General features: G+C 58.5%; 10 protein-coding genes and 2 pseudogenes. 7 read left to right on the top strand and 5 right to left on the bottom strand.

Going from position 1 to position 15129, the window contains the following annotated elements:
- Window positions 1–167: 167 nt before the first annotated feature.
- Window positions 168–1514, bottom strand: a complete 1347-nt coding sequence (locus I6F28_RS16925) for an MFS transporter (protein WP_225140378.1) — start codon at window positions 1512–1514, stop codon at window positions 168–170.
- 1640 nt (window positions 1515–3154) lie between these two features.
- On the opposite strand from I6F28_RS16925, the gene I6F28_RS16920 reads away from it, so the two are divergent.
- Window positions 3155–3832 carry a hypothetical protein gene (locus tag I6F28_RS16920; RefSeq protein WP_225129466.1) on the top strand — a complete coding sequence of 226 codons (678 nt, stop codon included), beginning with the start codon at window positions 3155–3157 and terminating at the stop codon, window positions 3830–3832.
- Between the two features lie 249 nt (window positions 3833–4081).
- On the opposite strand, the gene I6F28_RS37770 is transcribed toward I6F28_RS16920, so the two are convergent.
- Window positions 4082–4381, bottom strand: coding sequence for a hypothetical protein (locus I6F28_RS37770; protein WP_518513084.1), 300 nt, complete (start codon window positions 4379–4381; stop codon window positions 4082–4084).
- A gap of 298 nt (window positions 4382–4679) precedes the next feature.
- Between I6F28_RS37770 and I6F28_RS16915 the strand changes: the two genes are divergently transcribed.
- On the top strand, window positions 4680–5003 hold the full coding sequence (locus I6F28_RS16915) for a hypothetical protein (protein ID WP_225140377.1): 324 nt from the start codon (window positions 4680–4682) through the stop codon (window positions 5001–5003).
- A 1276-nt stretch (window positions 5004–6279) separates the two neighbouring features.
- Here the strand turns inward: I6F28_RS16915 and I6F28_RS16910 are convergent.
- Window positions 6280–6546: pseudogene (locus I6F28_RS16910) on the bottom strand (zincin-like metallopeptidase domain-containing protein); the annotation flags it as partial.
- A gap of 640 nt (window positions 6547–7186) precedes the next feature.
- Between I6F28_RS16910 and I6F28_RS16905 the strand changes: the two are divergent.
- The 3 genes from I6F28_RS16905 (at window position 7187) to I6F28_RS16895 (ending at window position 9539) form a co-directional block, all read left to right on the top strand.
- Window positions 7187–8251 (top strand): integrase catalytic domain-containing protein, encoded by a 1065-nt coding sequence (locus I6F28_RS16905; protein WP_225129462.1) that lies wholly within the window; start codon window positions 7187–7189, stop codon window positions 8249–8251.
- 100 nt (window positions 8252–8351) lie between these two features.
- On the top strand, window positions 8352–8714 hold the full coding sequence (locus I6F28_RS16900) for a hypothetical protein (protein ID WP_225129460.1): 363 nt from the start codon (window positions 8352–8354) through the stop codon (window positions 8712–8714).
- Between the two features lie 168 nt (window positions 8715–8882).
- Window positions 8883–9539 carry a hypothetical protein gene (locus I6F28_RS16895; RefSeq protein ID WP_225129459.1) on the top strand — a complete coding sequence of 219 codons (657 nt, stop codon included), beginning with the start codon at window positions 8883–8885 and terminating at the stop codon, window positions 9537–9539.
- Between the two features lie 976 nt (window positions 9540–10515).
- On the opposite strand, the gene I6F28_RS16885 is transcribed toward I6F28_RS16895, so the two are convergent.
- Both I6F28_RS16885 and I6F28_RS16880 read right to left on the bottom strand, forming a co-directional pair.
- On the bottom strand, window positions 10516–10974 hold the full coding sequence (locus tag I6F28_RS16885) for a hypothetical protein (protein ID WP_225140376.1): 459 nt from the start codon (window positions 10972–10974) through the stop codon (window positions 10516–10518).
- A complete protein-coding gene (locus I6F28_RS16880; RefSeq protein ID WP_225129453.1) occupies window positions 10923–11930 on the bottom strand; it encodes a radical SAM family RiPP maturation amino acid epimerase in 1008 nt (335 codons plus the stop codon). Before I6F28_RS16880 ends, I6F28_RS16885 begins: the two co-directional genes overlap by 52 nt.
- An 854-nt stretch (window positions 11931–12784) precedes the next feature.
- On the opposite strand from I6F28_RS16880, the pseudogene I6F28_RS16875 reads away from it, so the two are divergent.
- Both I6F28_RS16875 and I6F28_RS16870 read left to right on the top strand, forming a co-directional pair.
- Window positions 12785–13115, top strand: a pseudogene (locus I6F28_RS16875) (IS66 family transposase); the annotation flags it as partial.
- Between the two features lie 620 nt (window positions 13116–13735).
- Window positions 13736–14044 (top strand): hypothetical protein, encoded by a 309-nt coding sequence (locus tag I6F28_RS16870; protein WP_225129451.1) that lies wholly within the window; start codon window positions 13736–13738, stop codon window positions 14042–14044.
- Window positions 14045–15129 lie beyond the last annotated feature (1085 nt).

Raw genomic sequence — 15129 nt, 5'->3', positions numbered from 1 at the left:
CATTTCAGACGGAGACGCTGCGCTCCGACAGGAGCTGCTGCTCGATGTAAAGCTGCTCGAATTTTCAGGATAGATTCTCTTTTACGTGCTGGCTCCATACCCGTCCTCCGGCTCGATGTTTCGCATTTCGGACATCATAGATGTCATCCTTACCTGTTCGGGCATGACTAGGGCAGCGGTCGTGCCGGTACGGCCATTCGTCTATGGTCGGGCACATAATTGAGTGGCGCCGTCTCCGGCATCATAAGCATGGCACAAAGCGCGGCCGCGCCCGCGAAGAGCATGTACCAGGCGGGCACGAGTGCACTCCCGGTAAGGTGGATGAGCCAGGTGACGATCGGTTGAGCTGTGCCTCCAAAAATCGCTATCGCAAAAGCGTAGATCGTCGCGAACGCGCGACCACGAATGTACTTGGGCAAACCTTCGGCCATGCTCACGTAGAAGGCGCTATACGGAATCGTTCCGATCAGGGTGAGGACGCCGAGACCTCCTAGAAGTGCCAAGGCACTGCGGCTTTCTGCAATCCACAAGAATACCGGATAGGTCATCAGTAATGCAGTGACCTGCGGCCATATCATGATACGCCGACGGCCTACGCGGTCGGCGAGCAGGCCGCCCAGCAGTGCTGCAGAAATTCCGACCGTGTTGCTGATGAGCGTAGTAGCAAAGGCGAGAGGCGTGGAAACGCGGAGGGTGTTCAACGCGTAGGTCGTCATGTATCCCGTAAGATAAGTCGTGATCGTGCAGCTGGCCAAGATGACAAATCCCAAGCTCATGATGCGGCGATCGGTAGGTGGTCGCCCCTCGGGCTGGGTGACAAGAACCGGCGCCTCGGGGCGGTGCAGCGTTTCGGGCAGGACGCTCCGCAACCAAAGTCCAAACGGCAACGTAGCCGCGCCGAGCAACAGCGCGACCCGCCATCCGTACGCATTGAGCGCTTCGCTTGTCATGGTGAGCGAGAGTATTTCTCCAACCAACGCTCCGGCCGTCGCAGCTACCTGTTGGCTCGCGGGCTGAAAGGAGACCGCAAGACCGCGGGCTTTGGTGGGGGCCGCCTCCATCAAGTAGGCTGTCGTTGGACCGACTTCACCTCCGAGAGCAAAGCCCTGCAGCAAGCGTGCGAAAATGGCTAGCAACGGAGCGGCAAGTCCTATTGTCTCGTACGATGGCGTGATAGCCAATAACAGGACCGCGGCGCTCATCATGGCAAAGCTGGCGGTCATCGCGGGTCGGCGGCCGGCCCGATCCGAATACGAGCCGAGCACGATGGCTCCGATCGGCCTGGTCACAAAACCTGCGCCGAAGGTTCCGAGTGACAGCATGAGGCTGACGAACTGGTCAGTTGCCGGGAAGAACGCCTGACCGATCTGTATTGCGAAAAAGCTATAGGTCCCGAAGTCGTAGAATTCGATAATGTTGCCGATGGTTGCGCCCAACACCGCGCGGCGTGTCAAGCGTTCGTCTGCCGGACCGAGGACCGGCTCCAGCCCCTCTGGAGTAAATTGCCTCGCCATCCTCGACCTGATCTGGAGCGCGATCCATGGCCCGAACATTTCGACCAGACAGGTCGCGCAAAGTTGCATTCCACTTGCCCGAGCTCGTCCTCACGGCCATCGCCTGTTCACATGTAGGCTGAAGCGTGTCACGACGAACCTCACGGTAAGCTCTGCAATAAAAATGCCCGCCTTTCGTGGCCCATTTTACCCTTGATCTGATCGCTGGCCTTCCCGGCAAGACAAATATGAGACCTGCTATAGTTGTCGGGCACCCAGACATCGCGCTGCTTTGGCGAGTTTGGGACAAATTGGCGGGCGCCGAACACGATTGGCGATGTCTCGCGCCCTTTCAGCCTCGGCCAGGTTGCGTCCGCTCCTTAAGGAGTCAGCGTGCCACGCCCTTCGTCGCCAAGGCGCTTGCCGCCGCTCAGCGCTCCTGCCGCTCTCTCTCGCGCGGCGGACAAGATCCACCAATCATCAGTGCTCCACCTTTGCGTCCCGGCCGGGTCGCCGGCGAGTGGGCGAACGCCTGCTCGCGGGACGCTCGCGTCTGGCGACCATCAAGACCTAGGTCGTCCAGTCATAACGTGCGTTCGGCGCCGCTCGCCCGCATCTTGGCTATCTCCTGCGCGAGGGCATCAGCCGGGACGGGGAGAAGGCCCGGCTATTCGGCCCCGACGCCGACGAGGCCGATCTCAAGTCGTTCGGGGAGCGCTGCCAAAGGTTCAGGGGGCGTACATCTTGGTCAACCACTTAGAGAGCTGTTAAGGCAAACCAGTGACGCATCCCCAGGAGCTACTGTTCGTGCGCCCGCAACGGGCGAGCACGAATGTGGCCTACGGTTCTTCGCCAACGGACGCTTGGAGGAAGCGGACATTTCAGCGGCGACCTCGCCACCGCGCGCACGAATTACGACGATTTTCCTTATTCAGGACACCAGTGAATTCTCTTTCCAACGCCCTGACACGAGTGCCATCTGCATGACGCAGAGCGTCGATAGCAGCCGGGACAAAGTTGGCGGTTCGTATTGCCTCACCTGAGGACGTAGCGTTCCGCTTGACCGATGTAGCTCCGGCTGTCACTCGGATGTTGTATCATGGCGCGCAGGGTTCGAGGCACTGGGGACTTCGCGGACTACCCACTACACGCAGCGGCGGCCGCAGTCCCCGGATCACCGGCACCGCCGCACCTTTAGCCGTGCTCGGGATGATCGTCTCGGCTGGTTTGCGTCTCAGCGATTTCGTTATCTCAGGTGAACACTTCGCTCCGCGCTTGCCGGACTCTCACGTAGGTCTCGCTCTCGTCTGTTCTCGCGCTCGCGCGACTATCGTGGCCATTCTGGTTAGCGGCCCCGAGCATAGGCTCGAAGCGTCAGCCAGAACGACGGGTCGAGGGCAGAGGTCGAAATGCACATGTTCGGTGCAAGACTGAGTCTGGTCGCGGTCCGCATCACCTGGACCTCCTAACCAGCTTTACGCTCAGGTGAACGCAATGCACGACGCAGACCCGCGCGCCGACTGCGAGGCCAGGCGGAATGAGACTTGGCCCGGAGATGATCGCATCAGAGGGGGCAGCTGCGGCCGCGGGTTTGTCTCCTTTTTCGACCTTTGTCAGCTTCTCGAAAGCCAGCCTCTTTAACATTCGAACTTGGCCTCTCGATGACGAAGCCACCCATCTCTGAATTCGTGACGAACTTCAGCTCATTCCCTGGGGGCAGATCTTCAAGAGGCCTTTGTTCTTATAACAGAAAGGAGAGCTTTCTGGATCCGAACCCGATCGATAATGCCCGTTCACCGGAATCGCCAACGGCGCACATCTGGACACAGGAAGATCATGATTTGTTCAGTCAGATCATGAATGAAGCTGGACCATCATCACCTGCCGCACCTGAGGAAGCGGTAGATGTCTCATTCGCCGCTCCACAGAGATTTTCACACGGTTCGCAAATCGCCCCTGACGCCATGGTTGAGAGGCTATTCCACCACGGTCTCTTGCCGGACTCGGACCAGCCGACGATGACCTATGAAATCCAAGGTCACCGCTACACGGCCGGTTTGGATGAGTCCAATCGCGTTCGTCTTGTTCATAACCCCGCGGAGGACCAAGTGGTTGGGGCCGGCCGGGCGGGAGTACCGGACTTCGGAGCCTTCTTTGCGGAGAAATGGCGCTACGGAATGCCGCTAGGACAGCAATGGGCCACACCTGCCCTAATGGACAAGCTGCGCGAAGAAGGTTTCATGCCGACCGCAGATAACCCCGCCACAATCCTACTTAACAATCGGGCCTACAAAGCCGAATTAGTGGAAGGAGGGTTCGTTAGGCTTACAAGGGTATGAGACGCAACCCGACGGTGAAGCGATCGCGCCGGACTGGAGGCCTGCGATCACTTCGGTTGTCCTTACCTGGAGAGACATTCGCCGCTTAACAGTGGACTGTTCGCGCCGCCAGTGGGTACGCATCATTGGACCCCCTGGCAGCCCACGAGATGCACGGTCATCCTTGCCATTTCATCTGCGTGGTGCCGGCCTGTCATCCGGCCTGCCATATTGCGCCCGTATTGCCTCCCCTGCCGGTGTGACTTTCGCTTAAACGATGTAGCTCCCGCTGTGGGCCAGTCCGAGATTCCACGATGGCGCGCAGAATCGGAGGGACTGGAGACGTCGCGGAATGCCCATTACACGCGGCCAGCGTCGCAGCTTTGCGCCGTGCGGGATGATCGTTTCGGCTGATTTGCGTCGGAGCCATCCCAACAAGCGCTGCACGATGGTGTGCTGCGGGCCGAACTGTTTGGGGCGTTGCTCAGCGAGGCGACCGAGAATTGCCAGCGCCCTCAGACGGGGCTCGGCCGCCAACCAGCGCTCGACGTCGGCTGGATTCGCGCAAATTGGGCAGCGAAACCGGTGACCGTGGAGGGCTTACTCGGAAACGGCGTAGGCCCTGCCTGTGCGAGCGTCAATAACTTGCGGACGCGGAGGTATTCTCAAGGAGCTGGCAGCAAAGGTCGCGTAACCGAGAACGACGGTCGCAAGTGGCTTTGCGTGGCAGTGCAATCGCGTGAGCGTATTTATCGGATGGAAATCCTATCAGTTGGCACTACCAGATCTGGGCGTTTTGCAAGCAGCACCTGAACCGTAGGATTACGACACAGATCGCATGCAGCTTCGAAACGCGGAAAAGAACGCCATGGCGAACATCAATCTTAATTCCGAATCTCTTGCAGGTGCACGCGCCGGACAGCGGGCCATCACCGCCCTAGCCATCACCGCCCTAAAAGTCATTGAACGGAGAGCGCTGGCCCCGAGACGCCGAGGTTTCCAGATGATACGCGGAATGAACCCGATGGCGCGGATGGTCGCAGCAACGAGGCGCGCACTCGCCATGTACGATCTCGACCGGTGCTGCGCAATCTGGTGGCTCTATTGTCTCCATTTCGGATTCACCGGCGACGTGATGTTGGGGCTCGCCGCGGTCTCGGTTGCCCACGAGAGATCCCGCTGCGGAATTTAGAAATCGTGCATCGAGCGCATCCCAGCCCGATGGCGCGCGCAATCGACTTTGAATCGAGTTCGTCCGGAGCAGGCAGCGGCGTCAGCAAGCCCGTCTTTGCTCATTCTCGGCGGACGATGGTATCTCCCCGGGGATGAATCTGAGCGATCAGCTACGCCCTCAGTCTACCCTATCAGTCCAAGGCCGATTTCTCGTTAATACCCACCAGGCATTTCGTGTGAACAGCCCTCAAGGCAAAGCCGGTGCGTTAGCCTCTCGATCTCCTGGCTAACTTCATTGGCAGTGCGGATGCGGATAGGGAGGACATCGAGTAAGAAATCCGACACCGGCTGTGACGGTTCGGTGAAGAGCGGCGGTCTGGCGGCAGCCCCACCCACCGGCGCTGACTGAGCATCGTCTCGCATCTGCTGCGGTGTGTACGGCAGATCAACGAAAGAGTTGAGTGCTCGTCGAGGCGAACGCTGCGCTAGGCGTCTCCCCTGAACAGGTGGGTGGGGCTGCCGCCAGACCGCCGCGGTTCACCGGACCATCGGACGCGCCATCCTGCCAATCCTCGTCGAGTCGGTATCCGATGTCCTCAAGCTCCTGGAGTACGCCCGACCGCCCGACGAAGAACGCGGGTTTACCGGCGGGGCTGAGCACCGGCGCTGACTGAGCATCGTCTTGCATCTGCTGCGGTGTGTACGGCAGATCAACGAAAGAGTTGAGACCGCGGTAGATGTCTGATGACTGAGCTGGCGCGTCTGATGGTTCGGTGAAGAGCGGCGGTCTGGCGGCAGCCCCACCCACCGGCGCTGACTGAGCATCGGAGCTGATCCTATTATGGATAGGCTTTCCAGAAGCTGACGAGGCCGTCGCTCGTGAGGCAATGCATCGCGACATCTGCAGAACGAAACGGCCCTGCGGCTCTCGATCGTCGTGGGGCTTCATGGGTTTCAGGACCCGCCTTCCTCCCGGCCGATGAAGTCTTGCGGCGGCATGGGAGCCGACGACTGGTCATTGCTCGGGTTGCAAAACGGCATACCGGCGGCGCCGCAGGTGCACGCACGGGTGCCAAGCCACGGTTGATCCGAATCGTTCTCGCAAATCCGCCTTCCGCGATTCGTTCCTCGTTCATTCGCTCTCTCATCGGCTATTCACCAAGGAGAGGGTAATCCTTTTCGCCGAAGGGGCTCATGGCGCGAGCTTGTATTCACCCCCGACTTTCATGGCGAGTTTGATCTGAGCTATTTGGAGTTAAAATGACGAGGTCCAGATCGATTATTTCCGCCGCGGCTCAGGCCGCGGCGGAATTTTTGGCCTGAAACCGATACAGGAAGTCCGCCGCCCGCTGGACGAAGTTTGAAGATCGCGCGTTTGTCGTTCTTCAGCACCTTGATCTAAGAGGGCATATAGGAGGCGTGCCCCTCCCTCACCTCCGGTATCAGGCCCAATCGGCGGACAGAAAGGCCGCGCCAAGCTCTGCGACCAACTTTTCCATGGCATAGCCTTCATCGCCGAAGCGCTTGCGGCCGAACTCGCGATTCAGGCGGCTCTCGTGGCGGTATGTAGTGTCCAACGCCACTCATTGCGCGCGTCGCGGCAGAATGGAAGTACGTGGCCCTCACCTTTTCAGGTGATGTACCGACCTTCGCCAGAGTACCCGCGAAACTTGTCGGAGATAGCAGCGGGATTGGTCGGGGCAAGATGTAGAAACAGTGCGGGCGCGGCTCGGTGCTAACCGACCCGGGGGCTGAAGCCAGGCCAACTAGTCCCTACCACATCCGCACTGCCGTTGAGACTAGCGGAAAAGTGACTCGGCGCCGATCGATCTGGAGCGATAACGCTGTCCCTGTCACATCCCGTTAATCCCAAGGGCTCTGTATCTGTCATAGCTTACCGCAAGCTGACAGGCCTTTTGCGCAGTCGGTCAATAATAATGGGCTATCAACACCCCTCAATCCGCCACGGAAATTCCTGCAACCACTCAGACGTGCTCTCTGTGCTGTCAGTCGTCACGACTTCAGGATCACCCGGACGGTTTAGGCTGCTGATCAGTGAGACATTGTCGGTTGAGGACCACACCATCGTAGATTGTCGGGCGACATGGGAAATTGCCCCCCATATTGCCTCGCTAAAAATGTTACCGGACAACTTCCCTGTCGTGTCTGGGGCGGAGCTGCCGAATCAGATCGGTGGCGGCTATGGCAGGGAAGATCAGCATGCGCGCAAAGCGCGAGATCACATCAGCGCTGGCCGAGCGTTATCGGGCAAGCGGGCGGCTCGAGAAGGGACGGATCCTAGACGAGCTGTGCGCCGTTGCGGGATGGCATCGCAAGCACGCGATCCGAGCGCTGTCAGCGGACGGGGCATCGGGGTCGGCCGTGCCGCGGCGGCGGGGCCGGACCTACGGAGCTTCCATTCGTATGGCACTGATTGTGCTATGGGACTCGTCTGACCGGCTCTGCAGTAAGCGGCTCGTCGCGATGATCCCGTTCTTGCTTCCGGCTCTTGAACGGCACGGCAGATTGAAGCTTTCTGCTGATGAGCGGTCTAAGGTTTTGAGGGTGAGCGCGTCGACGATCGATCGCCTGCTGAGCGACGTAAGGATCGCAGCAGCCGGAGGACGCCGACGGCGGGCGGGCTTTTCCAGTGCCGTACGGCGGCAAGTCCCGGTGCGTACATTCAATGACTGGGGATCACCTCCGCCGGGGTACTGCGAAGCGGATCTGGTTGCGCACGGCGGCATGTCCGTATCCGGGGCCTTCATTCAGACGCTAACAATGGTGGATGTCGCAACGGGGTGGACCGAATGCTTTCCGCTTGTTGTGCGTGAAGCAGCGCTTGTGGTCGAGGCCCTCGAGCGCGCCCAGAACCTATTTCCCTGGCCCGTTTGCGGGCTCGATTTTGACAACGACAGCGCCTTCATGAACGACACGGTCGTCTCGTGGTGCCGTTCTCACGATGTCGAAGTCACTCGTTCCAGGGCCTACAGAAAGAACGATCAAGCGTTCGTTGAACAGAAGAATGGAGCTATCGTTCGACGTCTGGTGGGCTACGGGCGCTTTGAAGGCATTGATGCCGCTCGCTCATTAGCTCGCCTGTTTGCCGCGGCACGGCTGCACATCAATTTCTTCCAGCCCTCGTTTAAGCTGAAGGAGAAGCACCGCGAAGGTGCCAAGGTGATCAAGCGTTATCTTCCTCCCGCTACACCGTACGAAAGAGCATTGGTCCACCCGCAACGAGGCATTCAAACGTCGGCTGCGTGAGATTTACCGCACGCTTGATCCGGTGGCATTGCTGGCACAGATGAGGGACGCTCAAAATGAGCTGGGCAAGCGTGTTGATCAGCGGGCCGGAAAGCCAGCCATGACCGTCGCGCCGGTGCAAAGCGACTTGACCGCCTTTGCCCGAGAGCTCGGCGACGGTTGGAAGCAGGGTGAGCAGCGCGGCATTCATCGGCGCCGCTATGTGCGGCGCAAACCTGCGCCACGTCGGCCATCGATGCTCGACCCATACATTCCCATGATCGAGGAATGGCTCGCCGCGGCTCCGCACTTGTCCGCCGTCGATCTCCTCTCCCGGCTGGCAGCGCATGCGCCGGGTCAGTTCAGTGGCCATCAGCGGCGTACGGTGCAGCGGTTGGTGAAGAATTGGCGATCAAAGGTCGCTCGACAGCTCATCAGCAGCACCGAAACCATACTATCGTTCCAAGCTTCCCTCGCTGTCTAAATCCCACGTGTTGCTTTGCCGAATCACCGCAAGCCGCTCTCTCGCTACGGCGCTCTGGAGGGCGCGCTTCGCGAGCGGCTTGCTCGGACCCGCGGGGTCCAATTCGCGCGACAGCTGGGGGCGCTCGGTAACATTGTCATCTGAGGCAATATGAGGGGGCAGTTTTCCATGGCGCGCGACAGTCCAGAAGACAAAGACTATATTCACTCGGTGCTACAATACCCCCCAAACAGAGCTGACGTGACGGGCCGTCTTGTCTGTACAGTTTGTATCTCACAACGCCTCGCTATCTTTTTAAACGGACTGGAGACGCACGGTATTGGCGGCGTTGTGGCTGGTTGCTCGATAAGTAAGGAAGGGTTTCGATGGTCCCCTGACACGCTGCACGTGATACTCAGAGGACAGAACTATCAGCCGTCGAACGATCTTCTTTCGAACATTACGACCTGCACACGACATGATGTGTTGGTTGTTCGCAATAATCTCAACGACGATAGAGTCGACTGTTTTGCAACCGGCTTTGCCTCAAACTTTGGTTTAGAGCGAAAAGAAATCGTTCAGAAGATACTAGCTGACCAGGATAACCTACCGTCTTTTCACACCGGCATGAAAGTTGGCTATGTCGTCTTCCACGATGTCACCACTCAACTCAGTACGATCTTTGATGTTCGTTCAGGCTCACACCCGAACTTGACATTTTCTGTGCAAGAAATGAATGGGCGGCTCAATCTTCACTTCGCGGTTTCCGGAAATGGCCGGGGCGCTTTACGGCGATCGTCTGGGCCCGAGGGTAATATCGCCTTTGTACCGCTTGATTATTCCTAATCTAAAGGGTCCTGGCTGTGCTGAAAGCATTTTTAAGCGCGACGGTATTTTTTAGCAGCATTGTCAGCGCTACCGCGATTGAGGAGCGACTACCGCAGCCGCTGCAAACAGGCGTGGCAGGACGGCAAAATCAGTGAAGTCATTGAGACTACGGTGTTACGACCTGTCCCGCCCTTGTCATCAAGCTGTTCTGGCTCGCATCCGTGTACGGATCGTGATGATCATTTCGTGAATAGATCCGGTAGGGCGCAGCCGTTCGCTAGGGGCGTCTTGTGGATCACGATCCTGATGTACGGCTTAACTACCGGATTGGGAAACGCGAACAAATCTGTCGAGCCTTCGACGAACATGTTTGCTCCGACCGGCGTGAGGGACGGCAGATGATCTTCAAGATAATCCAGATGAGCTCGATTTGGAAGCAAGCCCGTCCGACGGATAGAACGTGTAGCGCCCGCTCAAATCGGGCGCGATAATCTCAGCCGCTACAAAGTACGTCTCGACCCCGTGAACATCCTGGGTAGCACCCGACGCGACTGCAGCATCTTTAAGATGCTTCCATTTTCCGCGACCAGGAATCAGTTCAGTCTCTCAGGTAATTGAGCATACTATTGCAGGCGTCCTCGGCCTCAGCCAAGCTCTGCAGCGGCGAGCCGAGCACCCTGATCGCGCCACGGCTCTGGTCAAGCGGACGCCACGAAGCGACGTAGCCGAACCTTCCGCGGAAGCCAGGACCGGTCGGGCTCTGCAAGCTTATAACGAACGAGTAGCCGCCGCTGCGCGCACTCCAAATTTCCATGTTTTCGACAGCGCGGTGGAACTGCAGGGGCATCACGCACCGTTCGCCTGGGCAACTCGAGAATGAAATTCTTCCGGCGGACTCACTGGCGTACAAAATCCGAAACTCTAACCGCTGCCCGATGAAAGCGCAGTAACAGGTGAGCTGGTCTGCCAGGCGAAGCTGTCGTCTAAGTCCTCTTCAATCACCCCCGGCCGTGCATAACTGATCGAGCAGGTCGGCTACTGCGAGCACGCTCGTTCCGTCAGTCGTGACCTGCCTAACCAGCTCCGACGCTGTGCAGTTGCCATAGGCGATTAGATGGCCAACGGAAGTCGGAGCGATGTCGTCCAGCACCCGGTGTTCCATGTTGCGTGACCGGAGATGAAAGCATCGGTTCCCAGCCTCGTATTGCAAGTCCCTGCGGAAGCGGATCGGCAATTTGGGAGCTGGAATCTCGAGCACATGCTGGTCGATCATGCGCTGCAGCCCCTCGCGGAACTCGTCAGACCTCCTAAAGAAGCGTTCACTCAAGACGCGGTAGCCAAGAGGCCAGCGTTCGCTACCGGGCACCGGCGTCACCAATTGTAAACGTCCCTGCAGCATATTTACGAGAAAGCCGGAAACAAAGGCGATGGTCGTGTGATCGCTCTCCAGCAAGGCGATTGCATCATCTTTGTTGCCAGCCCTAAGTTTCTCGCTCCGGGCGCGCGCCCGGCAAAAGCCTTTGCAGTCAGCGCCTCCTTGCCCTGCAGGACGAGTTCGACACCGATCAGCTCCTCAGGCGAAAACGCCATGTGAATCTGGTCGAGATGTGTTGTGCTCAGCACGGAGAAACGGTTCGTCACGGTGCGATAGCGCTGGAACAGTTCGAGCACGCGCGTGGTGAGTGCGCGATCCCTGAGCGGGGCCGCCGTCGTTGTTTGTGGCAATGCGCCCGTGATCTGATAATAGTCGAATAGAAAGCGGTCGTAATGGGGGTTGTCCATAGGCTCTGTGGCCCAGTAGCAGAAACCAGTACGGGCTGCCGAACCAAACATCTCGCTCGCAATACCGACCACGGCGCGCCAAAGCGCTGCATGCTCTTCGCTATATTCGTAATAGCCTTTGAAGCGGTCGGCCGAGAGGCCGCAGAACCAGCAACCGATGGTGCAGCCGTCGCTCAGCTCGAAAGCGATGATGGGGTACGTGACCGAGGCCGCCGTTCCGCCCAATTCGTCGTTGCAGCGCCGGATGTGGCGCTCACGCCAGGCATGAAAGCGAGGGTTGATCGTCGACATTTCGCCCTCTTCGCGCAGGAGGTCGCGATCGCGCAACATGTCGCAGATAAACTCGTCCCACATCATAGCCAGGGGCCAGGGCGTAGACTCCGGCTTGAAGCGATATTTCAGGTAGCCGCCGCGCCAGAGAGGAAGCATCTTCATTGGGGCAACTTCGATGCCGTAGCGCTCTGTTACCGCTCGAGGAGAATGAACGTTCTCCGAAAGCGCCCTGCGGAACTCCAAGTCACCGGCCAGCCGCTCCATGAAGCGCTTGACGTGTGACAACGTGCGCAGTTGCTCGGGGGTACGCCGGTCAAAAATCCGTCGGCAGTGTTCGGTGGCAGTGTGCGTCATACGGTACGGGTACGCCCTGAAGCCGCATCTCTAGGCCTGAAAGCAATGATCTCACTCCTGACGAGGCGTGCTTTCAGTTCTGTTCGCACCGGATCGTTTCCTTCAGGACGAGCCAATGCGATCAGAGTGAAAATACGTCAGGCCGTGACAGCGACAACAACTACAATAAGCAAAACGATAGCGACTAGGTCACGGCCCGCTTCCGCGGCTTGCACGGCGCTCGTAGGTGCCTCCGACGTGGAACTAGCCAACGCAGTGGTATGCACAATCCTCCTCAAGCCTACACCGCTCAAATCCTGCTTGCCGCCGACAATCGCGTCGAGCTGCATCAACGCATGTCGGCGTGGCACTCGGATGCTGCTCCTAACCTCATCAAGCGTGAAATCGTAGCCGTGGCTCTTTCCGATCGCGAAGACCTGTAGCACTCTGCTTAACGTGTTCGAGCAGACTACCCTCTTTCGCTAGATTCTTGACAAACCGTTCTACCTCAGCCTGCGACATAGCCCGGCCTCTGCTAAATGTTTCTACCTAGCCGTCGCCTTGGAAGCGATCGGTGATGACACCTTAACAAAGCAATCCGCATACCAAACTGACATCGCTGCTTTTGCGCTTTGTCTGAGCGTGCGTATCGTCAACTTTCCGACATTGGTCTCGAACATAACAAGCGCTCAGTCGAGCGGGATGAAAGCTCGTTGTGGGTAGCTAACCCAGCAGCAAGCGGTTACCATCTACAAAAGCTCGGTCAGAACCGTGCTCAGCAGCGTCCCTTGCGGATTAGAAACGGCGCGCATTCCGTCCAATACGCCCGGTTCTGCGAGAGGCTGGAGGTGAAATCCCGCCGGCCTTTTCACCACACCATCCGTATCCCGGCGAAGGGCAAGGTACAACCGGGCGGTTCTGCACTTGTGTGTGGTGGCCGGCCACCGGGCCTGCGCCGGCGGCGGCAGTCTAGTACGCCTCGAGCAACCGACGAGGCGAGCATCTCCAGAAGAAGCTGGCCGCGTTCGCCGGCATGCTGTACGCCGGTGCTTCAGCGGGTTCGAACCGCTGTTCGACCCGCAGAAGAAGGTGCGGCCGATTACACTGGCGTTTTGCATTGCCCATGCGCGGCGGGGCTTCTTCGAGCTGGCTGACATGGAGAAGAATGAAGTAGGCGGGCAAGTACAGACTTCAACAAACCCGGTCATCGCGACCGGGAAATTGGTCTTAGAGCATGCGTGTGCCCACAGCATGATAATGCATTGGTAGTCTGTTCAGTTGAAGGATCGTCCTCAGAGAGTGGGTGGTGCGCGCCAAATTTGTATTCGCTCGGCCTCATATTCGAGAAGGCCGCAACAGGCTGCGCAACGTGCTGTCGACCGTACCGAACTAGTGTTGTGGGCGGGTAGCTTTGCTACCCTGGCTATGTCGCGTGTCAATCCGTTAGGTGGTCGGCTGGCGAGTTGTTCAAATGACGAATTCACATTCGTTGACTGCATCCCCACAGCGGCAGGAAGTCGCAGTGCATCACCGTCTCTCTCAGGAGCTCTACCTGCCATCGATGAGTCGAGGCAATATCACATGGCTCCGGGCCGCGCCGCCCCGTTTTCCGAGGTGCAGCCAACGCCATCGACTCCGATCGCTTCGATGCGACAGCATCGGGTCTGCGAACTAACGCGCGCCACCGCGTAACTACCGCATAAGAGTGCTGTCAATTGTCGCTACCAGATCTGGGTGTTTGGGGAAGCAGTACTTGCCTCGTAAGGTTACGGAAAGGCCGGATACGCATATGCGTGTTCCCATCAAGCTTCGAGACGCGCAATGCCATGGCAAACATGAATCTCAGCTTCCAATCCTTTGCCGACGCACGCGCGCGACAGCCGACCGTCACCGATCAAGAACTCACCAAATTTAGAGCACTGGTCCCGAGACGTTCAGGTTTCCAGACGAGACGTGTCATGAAGCCAATAGCGCGGGTCGCAGCAGCAATAAACCGCGCTCGGGCACTCTCCGATCTCGACCGGTGCTGCGCAATCTGGTGGCTCTATCGCCTCCATTTCGGCATCAACCGCGACGTGATGTTCGGCCTTGCCGCGGTCACGATCGCTCAGGAGAGGTCCCGCTGCGGCATTTAGGCCTCGTGACATCGGTCACCGTTCATGCGAGCGCTGGCACTGCCCCACCAAACCTGCCACCACGTTGTGTTGGCTGGCGGACAAAAAATCTCAGTCTAACGCCAAACGTCTCAAGTCTCCCCCAGGCCACTAAGGTCGCAATCACATCTAGTACCGGCGGACTGCCCGGGGGCACAAATGGCGCCTGGAAATACGCTGAGCAGACCGCACAAGCCGAACTAGTGCTCGCCGTTAGCAGCATCAGCAGGATGAGATTTGTGGCGTGGATGATGCTGCTCATGCAGCCCAACATCGTCAATTGACGGGCCCGAATAGCTGAGCGGAGAGCGCAAAATCGGAGTGCTTGATTGGTAAAGTCTGCCGATCGGGAGCAAGGACGCGACGCTCGCATTTCACCAGATGATCTTAAGCGGAAAGGAATTTGCCGCGCCCGAAACCGCAAAGGTCGTGGAAAATGGTCGAGTAGCTCATCAAGCAAGTCTGGCGAGCGCATTGCGATGGATTAATCCTCACGCAGAGGGCCCGTGGGCAGGCTGCGTCTCTGTCGATCGAAGTCTCTGTGAGCCATTCGTCGCTGCGGACGGCCAGCCATTCAACCGTTCGCCGCCCGGAAAATGTGCCCTCGGCGCCTATCCACACCAGTTTGGGCGATGACACGACGCCTCAATTTCCAGCTCGCGTTGTCATCGTCATAAATAAATCTCCGTTGACTAACGGCCAAATAAGCGGAGCTATTCGGATTTAGGTGACGAGGTGATCGGGCGCTTTGTTTGCCGGTGCCAGCACTTGGATGACCTCAAGGCCGTGCTTGGGACTGCTGCTGCGAGCTTCGATAACTCGTTGGAATGTTGAGGCGCCGCCGGGTCCCTGTGGCGACGATCACCGGCTTGAACACCATCGGTCTGGCGGTGGTTACGGTAAGAAGCCTTTCGTCCGTACAAGCTGTATCGCCGGGGTGGCCTACACGCTCTCGATGGGTTGGTGGTGCCGGCTCAAGTGCCGCGAAATCGGACAATTACGCTAATCACAAGCCGTAACGAGCCTGTGGGCGCGTCGATCGCGAGTGCCATGCAGACGATGGCAGG

This window comes from Bradyrhizobium sp. NBAIM14 (genome assembly GCF_020193895.1).
GTDB classification, from domain to species: domain Bacteria; phylum Pseudomonadota; class Alphaproteobacteria; order Rhizobiales; family Xanthobacteraceae; genus Bradyrhizobium; species Bradyrhizobium yuanmingense.
This window is presented reverse-complemented; position numbering and strand designations above follow the sequence as displayed.

Excerpts from the sequence above, each read along its gene's own strand:
- I6F28_RS16925 (WP_225140378.1), bottom strand. The coding sequence starts at position 1,514 with ATGGCGAGGCAATTTACTCCAGAGGGGCTGGAGCCGGTCCTCGGTCCG.
- I6F28_RS16920 (WP_225129466.1), top strand. The coding sequence starts at position 3,155 with ATGACGAAGCCACCCATCTCTGAATTCGTGACGAACTTCAGCTCATTC.
- I6F28_RS16915 (WP_225140377.1), top strand. The coding sequence starts at position 4,680 with ATGGCGAACATCAATCTTAATTCCGAATCTCTTGCAGGTGCACGCGCC.
- I6F28_RS16905 (WP_225129462.1), top strand. The coding sequence starts at position 7,187 with ATGGCAGGGAAGATCAGCATGCGCGCAAAGCGCGAGATCACATCAGCG.
- I6F28_RS16900 (WP_225129460.1), top strand. The coding sequence starts at position 8,352 with ATGACCGTCGCGCCGGTGCAAAGCGACTTGACCGCCTTTGCCCGAGAG.
- I6F28_RS16895 (WP_225129459.1), top strand. The coding sequence starts at position 8,883 with ATGGCGCGCGACAGTCCAGAAGACAAAGACTATATTCACTCGGTGCTA.
- I6F28_RS16880 (WP_225129453.1), bottom strand. The coding sequence starts at position 11,930 with ATGACGCACACTGCCACCGAACACTGCCGACGGATTTTTGACCGGCGT.
- I6F28_RS16870 (WP_225129451.1), top strand. The coding sequence starts at position 13,736 with ATGGCAAACATGAATCTCAGCTTCCAATCCTTTGCCGACGCACGCGCG.